Source organism: Providencia sp. PROV272 (genome assembly GCF_049901975.1).
Classification (GTDB): Bacteria; Pseudomonadota; Gammaproteobacteria; order Enterobacterales; family Enterobacteriaceae; genus Providencia; species Providencia stuartii.
This window is the reverse complement of the sequence record NZ_CP096291.1, coordinates 1311971-1323482: the sequence shown is the minus strand read 5'-3', so window position 1 is coordinate 1323482 and position 11512 is coordinate 1311971. Positions and strand designations below refer to the sequence as shown.

Annotated in this window: 12 protein-coding genes; 5 read left to right on the top strand and 7 right to left on the bottom strand. The window is 45.6% G+C overall.

All coding sequences use genetic code 11. The features are described 5' to 3' along the window. Positions 1–149: 149 nt before the first annotated feature. From napC to napF, 7 genes are read right to left on the bottom strand one after another with little or no spacing between them, the layout of a single operon-like run. Complete coding sequence (napC, locus tag M1E93_RS05930) at positions 150–752, bottom strand: cytochrome c-type protein NapC (protein ID WP_004922200.1); 603 nt, start codon at positions 750–752, stop codon at positions 150–152. 9 nt (positions 753–761) lie between these two features. Next, entirely contained in the window at positions 762–1211 is a 450-nt protein-coding gene (gene napB, locus M1E93_RS05925; RefSeq protein WP_004922202.1) for a nitrate reductase cytochrome c-type subunit, read from the bottom strand. Next, positions 1208–2071, bottom strand: coding sequence for a quinol dehydrogenase ferredoxin subunit NapH (gene napH, locus M1E93_RS05920; RefSeq protein WP_004922205.1), 864 nt, complete (start codon positions 2069–2071; stop codon positions 1208–1210). The genes napB and napH overlap by 4 nt, the downstream gene beginning before the upstream one ends. Then, complete coding sequence (napG, locus tag M1E93_RS05915) at positions 2058–2753, bottom strand: ferredoxin-type protein NapG (RefSeq protein WP_318557210.1); 696 nt, start codon at positions 2751–2753, stop codon at positions 2058–2060. Before napG ends, napH begins: the two co-directional genes overlap by 14 nt. Before the next feature lie 6 nt (positions 2754–2759). Beyond that, entirely contained in the window at positions 2760–5246 is a 2487-nt protein-coding gene (gene napA / locus M1E93_RS05910; protein ID WP_426207277.1) for a nitrate reductase catalytic subunit NapA, read from the bottom strand. Beyond that, positions 5227–5505 carry a chaperone NapD gene (gene napD / locus M1E93_RS05905; RefSeq protein WP_014656456.1) on the bottom strand — a complete coding sequence of 93 codons (279 nt, stop codon included), beginning with the start codon at positions 5503–5505 and terminating at the stop codon, positions 5227–5229. Before napD ends, napA begins: the two co-directional genes overlap by 20 nt. Next, positions 5495–5986 carry a ferredoxin-type protein NapF gene (napF, locus tag M1E93_RS05900; protein WP_004922221.1) on the bottom strand — a complete coding sequence of 164 codons (492 nt, stop codon included), beginning with the start codon at positions 5984–5986 and terminating at the stop codon, positions 5495–5497. The genes napD and napF overlap by 11 nt, the downstream gene beginning before the upstream one ends. Before the next feature lie 171 nt (positions 5987–6157). On the opposite strand from napF, the gene M1E93_RS05895 reads away from it, so the two are divergent. From M1E93_RS05895 to nrfD, 5 genes are all read left to right on the top strand, one after another. Next, on the top strand, positions 6158–7105 hold the full coding sequence (locus M1E93_RS05895; protein WP_140035165.1) for an IS30 family transposase: 948 nt from the start codon (positions 6158–6160) through the stop codon (positions 7103–7105). 726 nt (positions 7106–7831) lie between these two features. Next, entirely contained in the window at positions 7832–9268 is a 1437-nt protein-coding gene (nrfA, locus tag M1E93_RS05890) for an ammonia-forming nitrite reductase cytochrome c552 subunit (protein ID WP_040132258.1), read from the top strand. Between the two features lie 45 nt (positions 9269–9313). Then, on the top strand, positions 9314–9880 hold the full coding sequence (gene nrfB / locus M1E93_RS05885; protein WP_426207195.1) for a cytochrome c nitrite reductase pentaheme subunit: 567 nt from the start codon (positions 9314–9316) through the stop codon (positions 9878–9880). Further along, entirely contained in the window at positions 9877–10548 is a 672-nt protein-coding gene (nrfC, locus tag M1E93_RS05880) for a cytochrome c nitrite reductase Fe-S protein (RefSeq protein WP_426207194.1), read from the top strand. The genes nrfB and nrfC overlap by 4 nt, the downstream gene beginning before the upstream one ends. Beyond that, positions 10545–11501, top strand: a complete 957-nt coding sequence (nrfD, locus tag M1E93_RS05875; RefSeq protein WP_004922237.1) for a cytochrome c nitrite reductase subunit NrfD — start codon at positions 10545–10547, stop codon at positions 11499–11501. The genes nrfC and nrfD overlap by 4 nt, the downstream gene beginning before the upstream one ends. Positions 11502–11512 lie beyond the last annotated feature (11 nt).

The following is an 11512-nucleotide window of genomic DNA, read 5'->3' as shown; positions in this document are numbered from 1 at the left end:
TGCAATATACAATACACGTAATAACAATGGGTTTATTGATATAGCACAAATATAAACTGAGGCTAGTCAAACCATTAACTGTTGACTAGCCTCTATGCTTCTCAGGCGTGATCCCATTTAATCAACCTTCCTGAGTGACGCTTTTCCATTTAAAAACCCGGCTCAACTTCGCGCATATCAGGTAGCTTATGAGCTATCCCTTTATGGCAATCAATACAGGTTTTTCCATCAACAATGGCCTGATCATGCATTTTGGCTGCCACGCTTTTTTGTGCCGTAAAATCCATGTATTCAAAATTGTGGCAATTACGGCACTCCTGAGAGTTATTATCTTTCATCCGTCGCCACTCATTTTGCGCCATGGCTAAACGGTGCTCTTCAAATTTTTGTGGTGTATCAATGATGCCGAATACTTTGCCATAAAGCTCTTTGCTGGCTTTAATCTTTCTGACCATTTTAGGTCCGAACTCATGAGGTACATGGCAATCAGGACAGGTTGCTCGAACACCACTACGGTTGGTGTAGTGGATCGTTTCCATATACTCTTCATACACGTTTTCACGCATCTCATGGCAGCTAATACAAAATTCTTCAGTATTAGCCATTTCCATTCCCGTATTAAAGCCGCCCCAAAAAATGACGCCACTAACAAAACCAATCAATAGTAAGGTTCCCAAAGCCAAACGGCTCGGGCGTCGCCACCATTGCCACACTCTACGGATCACACCAGGCTTAGCGTTATTGTTTCCCATGTCGGCCTCTTATTTCCCAAAACCTTTGGATGGGGTAAATGTGTTCTCCACAATCGGTGAAGTATCGGACTGCGGCACATGGCACTGTAGGCAGAAGTAGCGGTTTGGTGCTACACCACCTAATACTTTCCCCGTAGCATCCACGAAGTGTGTCGGGCTAACGCGAGGCGCCCCTGTTGTTCGATAACTTTCAACACCATGGCATTGTAAGCAGCGATTTGTATTGGTGGTAATTTGATAACCATCAACGCTATGTGGGATCATTGGAGGTTGATTCACATAGTTTAAAGCCATTCTTTCCTGCTCTTTAGGAATATGAATGCCACCTTCTTGAGTACCAGAAACTTCTGGTGACTTAGACAGATCAACGCCATTTGTCGCCCAAGCAAGGCTCGAGGCAACGAGTCCTATTACCGCCATCCAACGGCTCATTGTCTTAATCAGGGCATGGGTTTTCATGATTTCGCTCCCGAACTCCATCGTAGTGTTATTTTAAAAACATCCTCAGAACACACATCGATACAACGACCGCATGTTATGCAGTCCTTATCCGAAATGAATGCTGGGGCCTGTTTATCTAAAACCGGGGTACGCAAAACTTGCGGCTCCGGACAAATGTGAAAGCAATCCATACAGCGAGTACAATTTTGCTTGTTTATCGCTGTGACCATCAGTGCCCCTTTACAACCGGCGATCCCATATAAGGCACCGAGAGGACAAAGGTGACCACACCAGCCATGCTCCACAACGAGTAAATCGAATAAAAATAAGGCGAGCAGCAATAAAGCACCGCTACCAAAACCGAAGATGAGGCTTCGGCCCATTAATGAAACGGGGTTGATCCATTCCCACAATAAAGTCCCTGTTACCGCAGAGCCGATTAAAATCACCACAAGCAACACATAACGGATATAACGAGGGATCGTTGCGGATTGATTAAAATCGAGCTTACGGCGTAACCATGCTGCCGCATCCGTAACAGGGTTTACAGGGCAAACCCAACTGCAAAAAATACGTTTTCCAAGTAATGCATAAACTAGCAATACTATTGCTGCACCAATTAATGTCGAAATAGCAGGTAAATAGCCACTAGCAAGACTTTCTAACGTGATCAAAGGGTCAGTGAGCGGGATTGAATCTAACAATAAACTGCTACTGTAATTACCATGTAAGATCCAGACCCCAAACCAAGGTCCACTCAAAAACATCGCGATTACCAATAGTTGACTGATACGACGCATCCATAACCATTTATGGCTCTGCCACCAGCCCTTTTTCGCCAGCGCTTCGCGTCCGGCATCACGTTTACGATTTGCCATTATTTCCCTCCAGCCAACCAAAACGGTAGTGATGCCCCAATTCACCTTTCGCAAGCGTTAGCGGCAGGACTTTAATGGCCGCTTCTTCGAGGACACAAGCCTGCTCGCACTTACCACATCCCGTACAAACTTGACTATGCACTGTTGGTAAAAAACGTGCATGCTTACCCGTACGGTGGTTTTGCTCAAGCTCCAGCGTGATAGCCTCATCAATTAGCGGACAAACGCGATAACACACATCACAGCGCAACCCTTGAAAATTGAGACAGTTTTCCTGATCAAGTAACACTGCCAACCCCATTCGTGCGTCATTGATAGACTCAATCTCTTTATCCAGTGCACCACTCGGGCACACTTTGGCGCACGGGATCTCTTCACACATTTCACAAGGGTTTTCTCGCGCAATAAAATAAGGCGTTCCCGCTGCCAGTCCTGATGCTAATGTTGCTAATTTCAACATGTCATAAGGGCAAGCTTGTACGCACTGCCCACAACGAACACACGCACTCGCAAATGCATTTTCATTAATGGCTCCCGGCGGGCGGAGACGAATTCCACTCGCGCGGGAAGTTTGTTGCTGTAAGCCCAGTACCACACCAACCGCCGCCAATCCGCCTGCCGCACGAACGGCATCGCGTAAGAAACGGCGACGACTATTTTGAGGTTTAGGTTTCTGGGACATATGCAATTACACCTTTTCCAATTTAACGGCACATTTTTTGTAATCCGTCTCTTTAGAGAGTGGGTCTGTTGCATCCAGCGTTAAGTTATTAACTAACTGAGATGCGTCAAAGAAAGCCATATACACCAATCCTTTTGGTGGTCGGTTACGCCCTCGTGTTTCCACAATAGTGGTCACTTCACCACGGCGTGAAATCACTTTTACCTTATCACCACGACGTAACCCTCTCTCTTTCGCATCTAGAGGATGGATAAAGACCTGTGATTCAGGAAAAGCTCGGTGCAGTTCTGGTACACGACGAGTCATACTGCCGGTATGCCAATGCTCCAACACACGCCCCGTTGATAGCCATAAGTCATATTCTTTATCAGGTACTTCCGCCGCGGGTTCGAACGGCAATGCAAAAATGACCGCTTTACCATCTGGCTTACCGTAGAATTGATAACCCGCACCGGCTTTGACATAGGGGTCATGGCCTTCGCTGTAACGCCATTGCGTCTCTTTGCCATCGACCACAGGCCAACGGATACCGCGTGCTTTGTGATAATCATCGAAAGGCGCAAGGTCATGACCATGACCGCGACCAAAACTGGCGTACTCTTCAAATAACCCTTTTTGTAGATAGAAGCACAATTCGCGTGACTCATCATTGAGCTGATCTTCAGCTAACTCAGTGATCGGGAACTTGGTAACCGCTTGGTTAGCAAACAGCACGTCATACAGGGTTTTACCGCGATACTCCGGTTTTTGAGCCAGTAACTCTTCAGGCCAAACCTCTTCCGTTTTAAAGCGACGGGCAAATTGCACCATTTGCCATAAGTCAGATTTCGCTTCTCCCGGCGCTTTCACTTGCTGACGCCAAAATTGTGTCCGGCGCTCCGCATTCCCGTAAGCCCCCTCTTTTTCTACCCACATGGCGGTTGGCAAAATCAAATCTGCGGCGATAGCACTCACGGTTGGATAAGGATCAGAAACAACAATAAAATTGCGTGGGTCACGCCAGCCCGGCATCCGCTCTTGATTAATATTGGGGCCTGCCTGCATGTTGTTGTTACACATGACCCAATAAAAGTTAAGCGTGCCGTCTTTTAATGCACGGTCTTGCGCCACGGCATGTAAGCCAACTTTTTCTGGGATCGTGCCGGCGGGGAGTTGCCAAACTTGCTCTACTTTTTCGCGGTGGTTTTCATTCGTTACCACCATATCGGCAGGTAAGCGATGGGCAAACGTACCGACTTCACGAGCAGTACCACACGCAGACGGCTGCCCCGTCAATGAGAACGGACCACAACCCGGCTGAGAAATTTTACCTGTCAGTAAGTGCAAGTTATAACAGAGGTTATTCGCCCAAACACCACGAGTATGCTGATTGAAGCCCATTGTCCAATAAGAGACGACTTTTGTGTTTGGATCTGCATACAATTTTGCTAGTTCTTCTAGCTGATCTTTCGGTACCCCTGTCATTTCAGCGGTTTTATCTAATGTGTATTCAGCCACAAAGGCCTTATATTCTTCCCAAGTCATCGGCACAGAGGCATCTGAACCCGGGTTTTTAGCACTTTGTTCTAATGGATGAGTAGGACGCAATCCATAACCGATATCCGTTGTTCCTCGACGTAAGTTAACGTGTTTATCGAAGAATTCCTGATTCACCGCATCATTTTGAATAATATAGTTAGCAATATAATTGAGGATCACTAAGTCAGACTGTGGGGTAAAGACAATACCGTTATCAGCTAACTCAAAGCTACGATGCTTAAATGTGGAGAGTACAGCAACACGCACATTAGGGTCAGATAAACGTCGGTTGGTAATACGTGACCATAGGATAGGATGCATTTCTGCCATGTTCGAACCCCAAAGCACAAATGCATCGGCTTGCTCGATGTCATCATAACAGCCCATAGGTTCATCCATACCAAAAGTACGCATGAAACCAACAACCGCTGAGGCCATACAATGGCGTGCGTTAGGGTCTAAGTTGTTAGAGCGGAAGCCACCTTTAAACAATTTTGATGCAGCATACCCTTCCCACACAGTCCATTGGCCTGAACCGAACATGCCAATCCCTTCAGGGCCGCGCTCTTTTAATGTGGTTTTTACTTTTTCTTCCATGACATCAAAGGCTTTTTCCCAAGTCACCGGGGTAAATTCACCATTTTTGTCATATTCACCGTCTTTCATTCGCAGCAATGGCTGAGTCAAGCGATCTTTACCGTACATGATTTTCGGTAAAAAATAGCCTTTAATACAGTTTAAGCCACGGTTAACTGGCGCTTCTGGGTCACCTTGGCTCGCCACAATGCGACCATTTTGCGTTCCCACAAGTACACCACAACCTGTACCACAGAAGCGGCAAGGTGCTTTATCCCATTTGATGGCCTCTTGTTGCCCGACGACCGCTTTAGCGATACTCGGAACGCCAATACCTGCCGCCGCAGCAGCGGCCGCAACAGCATTGGCTTTCATGAAGCTACGACGACTGAGTTTCATCATTTTCCTCACATTGCTCATCCTGCTGGTGGTAAACCAGCGAAACAGCCAGCACACCATTAACATTGCGTACTGAATCAATAGTCTCAATCAGGGTGCGACTGTGTTCTGACTCGACAACAACAATCAATTTGCCTGTTTCCGGTGAACTGATAGCCACCTCACAACCGGGTAATTGATTTAAAGCTGCCGTCACAGCGCAAGCCTGTTCACTTTTTACTTGTACAATCAAACTACATACTTGCCAGCTATTGCGCATTTTCATGCTCCAAAGTAATGGCTGATACGGGGCAACCGGCAACACAGGCACCACAACCTGTACAACCTTGCTTATCAATATTGGGCTGATAAATTCCACTCAGTGATGGGCGAAACGCGATCACTTGTGGCTCACAATTGTCTTCGCATCGCCGACATTCAATAGAGCGATATGCCAGACAGGTTTGAGCAATTGAGATGGAAATATCCCAAGGTTGGGAGAGTTGTGGAAGAAATATTGGCTCAGGGCAAGCGGCAGCACAGGCATAACAAAACGTGCACTCCCCTTGCAAAAAATCAACAACGGGATAGCCACCGGGGCCAGATATTAAAATTGAGGTTTCACAATGCGTCAGGCAATGGTTGCAACGAGTACAACTTTCAATGAAATGATCTTCACTACGACTCCATGGCGGTCGAATAACGGGTGCGGCGCGACGCCATGCACCAGTCAACACTCCCCGACGGGTGATATCAGCCATGTTGATTTCCTTAACATTGCCCAAACAAAATTAATGCAAAAAGTAAAAATTAACCGCAATTATTATACGCGAATTCAGATAATAAGTGCAACGCTCGGTCATGTTAGATGGAAGGACGGTTAGCTACTGATAAGCTATCCTGCTCTTCCGACCAAAGATGAGCGAGTAAGTATGAAGTATCAGCAACTAACCGAAGGACAACGATACCAGATATCGATACTGCGTGAGGATAATTTATCCTGCCATGAGATAGGTATCCGTATCGGTGTAAGCAAGTCCACGGTCTCCCGTGAACTGAGGCGTAACACTTCAGATACTGGTTATAACCCACAACAGGCACACCAGAAGTGCTGTGATAGGCGGCTGTCATCTGCCAAAAGGACAATTCCTCAGCAGACCATAGATTTCGTGATATTTGCTCTGGAGTGGAAGTGGAGTCCTGAGCAAATAAGTGCAATTGGCAGCATTATTGGTCTTAGCGTCAGCCATGAATGGATTTACCAGTATATCTATGCGGATAAGCGTAGCGGTGGCGAGTTGTACAGGCATCTTAGGCAGGGCAAACGGCGATATCGTAAGGGCTACGGGCAGAAACGAGGGCGCATCCCTGATGCGGTATCCATTGAGCTACGGCCGTCAGTCGTCGATGACCGTAGCCGTCTGGGGGACTGGGAGGCCGATTTGGTGCAGGGTAAACAGGGCACTGGTGCTATCGTGACACTGGCAGAACGCAAAAGCCGTATTTACCTGACAAAAAAGGTGTTTTCAAAGGATGCGGTGGAAGTCAGTAAGGCCATTATCTCACTGCTGAGTGAGTATCAGGATGTATGTCACACAATAACGTTCGATAACGGTCTAGAGTTTAGTGAGCACAAGGCGATAGCAGAAGCACTGAACGCAGATACGTACTTTGCCCATCCGTATGCCTCGCATGAGCGTGGGCTGAACGAGAATACGAATGGGTTGTTAAGACAGTTTATCCCGAAAGGAACAGACCTGCGGACAGTGACAGAAGAAGACTTACAACGCTATCAGGGAGCGTTGAACAGCAGGCCACGCAAGTGTCTGGGGTTCAGACAACCTTCGGTGGTGTTTGCGGAGCTAAGAAAGGCGGCTTAGCGTTGCACTTCGGACTTGAATCCGCCATATGTGTATTCACGCAGAATCTTATCGATAGAGAGTAAAAAAATACATACCACCTAATAGGTAACATTAATGAATGTGCTATTTAGAATGAAATAATTTATACAGAAAGTATTATTTGAAATAACGATGTAACTTATTGACTAGAACTTAAATAAATTATCTTCAAACAAAAAATATTAACATTTTTTAAATATGAGAAACCAAATTAATCCTAATGTTTCATGAAACCCTCATATATATAACATTATAAACTACCACTAAAGTAGTAGTTATAGTCATCAACGATGAATATCCACATTGAAAATATTAGAGGTGCTGCACACTTTCGTTATTAGTTAAATAATAGATAAGCATATTACTTAGTCATATCCCACTGATAATAAAGCCTTTCAATATGAATTCAATAAATAAAAACCCTCACTCACATGAAAGTGACGCTTAAATGCTTTGCTCTCATTTATTTTAACTGACTCAATATTTTCTTTCCTAATTTACATTCACGATTCGATATTAATCACATTATTTTAATGACATTTCTTTTAGTAAATTTAGCTTTGATCAAAAACAATATTTTAAGTGTGGTTATTTGTTAGAGCTATTCCTTGAGCATGTCATGATGGCATCAAAACCTATGCCATCACCTATAAATAATAATATCACAGCCAATGGGATGGCTGGCTTATATCACTCGAGGCCCTTATGGCAAAGATAATCAACAGGACTTTGTACTTACTCAGTTTGGTGGCTGGGATATGGTTGTTAACCCCTGCTGTTCATGCACAAACTGCATCAAAGGAAGCATCATCAACAATAAATACTAAAAATGAATCCTTTGCTCAGGCTCACCCTGATCAATATCACTCGTGGCGTGCAACATCCGAACAATCACAACGTGAAGATGCGCTGGCAGAAGACCCCCGGTTGGTGATCCTCTGGGCTGGCTACCCTTTTTCACGTGATTACAACAAGCCTCGAGGCCATGCTTATGCTTTAATTGACGTACGAGAAACACTACGTACTGGTGCACCGAAAGATGCACAAGATGGACCTCTCCCTATGGCTTGTTGGAGCTGTAAAAGCCCAGATGTCGCCAGACTTATCCAAGAGCAAGGGGAAGATGAATATTTCCACGGTAAATGGGCTAAAGGTGGGCCTGAAATTGTTAACGTACTAGGGTGTGCTGACTGCCACAAAACCGACTCTCCAGAATTCGCGCAAGGCCAGCCCGCTTTAACACTCACCCGTCCTTATGCCGCTCGAGCCATGGAAGCGATTGGTAAACCCTTCGATAAAGCCAGTCGTTTTGATCAGCAATCTATGGTGTGTGGGCAATGCCACGTTGAGTACTACTTTGCAGGGGAAAATAAATCCGTCAAATTCCCTTGGGATAACGGTACGAAAGTGGAGGATATGGAAGTCTATTATGACAATATCGCCTTCTCTGACTGGACAAACTCACTGTCGAAAGCCCCTATGTTAAAAGCACAGCACCCAGAGTATGAAACATGGAGTGCGGGGATCCACGGTAAAAACAACGTGACCTGTATCGACTGCCACATGCCTAAATTACAAAATGAAAAAGGCGAGCTCTACACCAGCCATAAGATAGGTAATCCATTCGATAATTTCGAACAAACCTGTCGTAACTGCCATACCCAAAGCAAGCAAGAGCTACAAGCTGTCGTTGCCGAGCGCAAACAAGCTATCCAAGAGATGAAAATCAAAGTGGAAGATCAACTTGTTCATGCCCATTTTGAAGCTAAAGCAGCTTGGGATGCAGGGGCAACCGAAAAAGAGATGGCGCCCATTTTAGCTGATATTCGCCATGCACAATGGCGCTGGGATTTAGCTATTGCATCTCATGGTATTCATATGCACGCACCAGAGGAAGGCTTGCGCATGCTCGGTGGCGCAATGAACAAAGCTGCTGATGCTCGCACCAAACTCGTTCGTCTATTAGGTGCTAAAGGCATTACACATGAAATTGCTATTCCAGACATTTCAACCAAAGAAAAAGCGCAACAAGCAATTGGTCTGGATATGGAAAAAATCAACGCTGAAAAACAAGAGTTTTTGAAAACTGTCGTGCCCGAATGGGATGCGCAAGCTCGTAAAAACAACCTGTTAAGCCAATAACCGTGATCCGCCTCATACAGAGGCGGTATAACCAATGGAGTTAATATGAGCGTACTACGTTCGTTATTCACTGCTGGGGGGCTGGCATTAGGCTTGTTATGGAGCATTGCAGCCTCTACTGCGACACCTCCCGCGACAGAGACGGGTGAACGTTGGGTTGTTACTCAGCAACGTAACCCAGATGCAGCCTGTTTGGATTGTCATAAACCCGACAAAGAAGGTATGCATGGCACTCACGCATCGGTCATTAACCCTAATAATAACCTTCCCGTTACCTGTACCAACTGCCATGGTAACCCAGGCCCTCATCACCGTGAGGGGGCTAAAGATGTGATGCGGTTTAACCACCCTATGTATAGCGTGGAGCAACAAAATAGTGTCTGTATGTCATGTCACTTACCCGAACAGCTACAAAAAGCGTTTTGGCCACACGATGTTCATGTGACTAAAGTTGCCTGTGCCAGTTGCCATAATCTGCATCCAAAACAAGATACGATGAAAACACTTAATGACAAAGGTCGCGTAAAAATTTGTGTTGATTGTCACTCAGACCAACGTAATAACCCTGACTTCAATCCAGCGGCGGTAAAATTGCTTAAGGAGCAGCCATGAGTTGTTCGCGTCGTCAGTTTATTATTTATGCAGGAGCCTTGGCGGCGTCAGGAGGTGCGACACTCCATAGCCTCGCAAATACGATGCAAGTGGATGGCGTACGTTACGGCATGATCCACGATGAAACCTTATGCATAGGTTGTACTGCTTGTATGGATGCCTGTCGAGAAGTCAACCAAGTCCCGGAAGGGGTTTCTCGGCTAACCATTATTCGCAGCGAGCCAATTGGTCACTTCCCAGATATCAAATATCGCTTTTTCCGGCATTCATGTCAGCACTGTGAGCATGCACCTTGTGTCGATGTTTGCCCAACGGGCGCATCATTTATTGATAAAACGACAGGGATTGTCGATGTTAACCCAGACCTATGTGTTGGTTGCCAATATTGTATTGCGGCTTGCCCTTACAGAGTAAGATTCATTCACCCAGTCAATAAAACTGCCGACAAATGCGATTTTTGCCGAAAAACAAACTTGAAAAAAGGTAAACAACCGGCTTGTGTCGAAGCCTGTCCAACCAAGGCATTGGTCTTTGGCAATCTGGATGATCCTAACAGTGATATTTCTCTTATGTTGCGTCAAAAAACCACGTATCGCTATAAAATAGCCCTCGGTACTCGCCCCAAAATGTACCGAGTTCCGTTCAAATATGGGGAGGTTAGCCAATGACAACTGCTTCTGCTTTCCATTTTGAATCTTTAGTTTGGGATTGGCCCATTGCCGTTTACCTCTTTCTAATTGGTATTTCAGCAGGGTTAGTGGTGCTTGCCGTGCTATTGCGTCAATATTATCCGTCTGAAGCAACCAGTAAGAGCACACTAATGAGAGCCACTCTATTTCTGGCACCGACGACCGTTATTTTGGGATTACTCATTTTAATTTTCCATTTAACACGCCCATGGACCTTTTGGAAATTGATGTTCCACTACAGTCCGACCTCCGTCATGTCGATGGGGGTTATGCTCTTCCAAGTCTACATGGTGGTACTCGTTGTCTGGTTAGCTAAAGTTTTCGAAACTGAACTGGTCGCAATACAGCAAAAATGGCTACCGCGTTTTGGCTTTATTCGCTCATTATTAAATTTATTCACACCTGCTATACGTGCCATTGAAATCACCATGCTCGTACTGGCGGTATTATTAGGGGCTTATACCGGTTTTTTACTTTCCGCGTTAAAATCCTATCCATTCTTAAATAACCCTATCTTACCTGCTCTCTTTCTCTTTTCAGGGATCTCATCGGGGCTTGCCGTCGCGCTCATTGCTTTAGCATTGCGCTATCGCCAAAATGTCCATAACCCAGAAGCGCATTTTCTACATCGCGTTGAAGGCTTTGTCGTTTGGCTGGAAATCTTCTTATTAGCGGCTTTCTTTGTCGGTTTAGCATTAGGGGATGATGGCAAAATGCGCGCGCTTATCGCAGCACTTGGTGGAGGCTTTTGGACTTGGTGGTTTTGGATTGGTGTGGTTGGCATTGGTTTTATGATCCCACTGGCCTTGAAAAAATGGGTCAATAATAGCCAAAGTGCCGCCCGAGTGGTTTTTGTCAGTAGTGCGAGTTTGGTTGGGGTCTTTTTATTACGTTTCTTTGTCCTTTATGCAGGGCAATTAACGGTCGCTTAATTAACACAAAC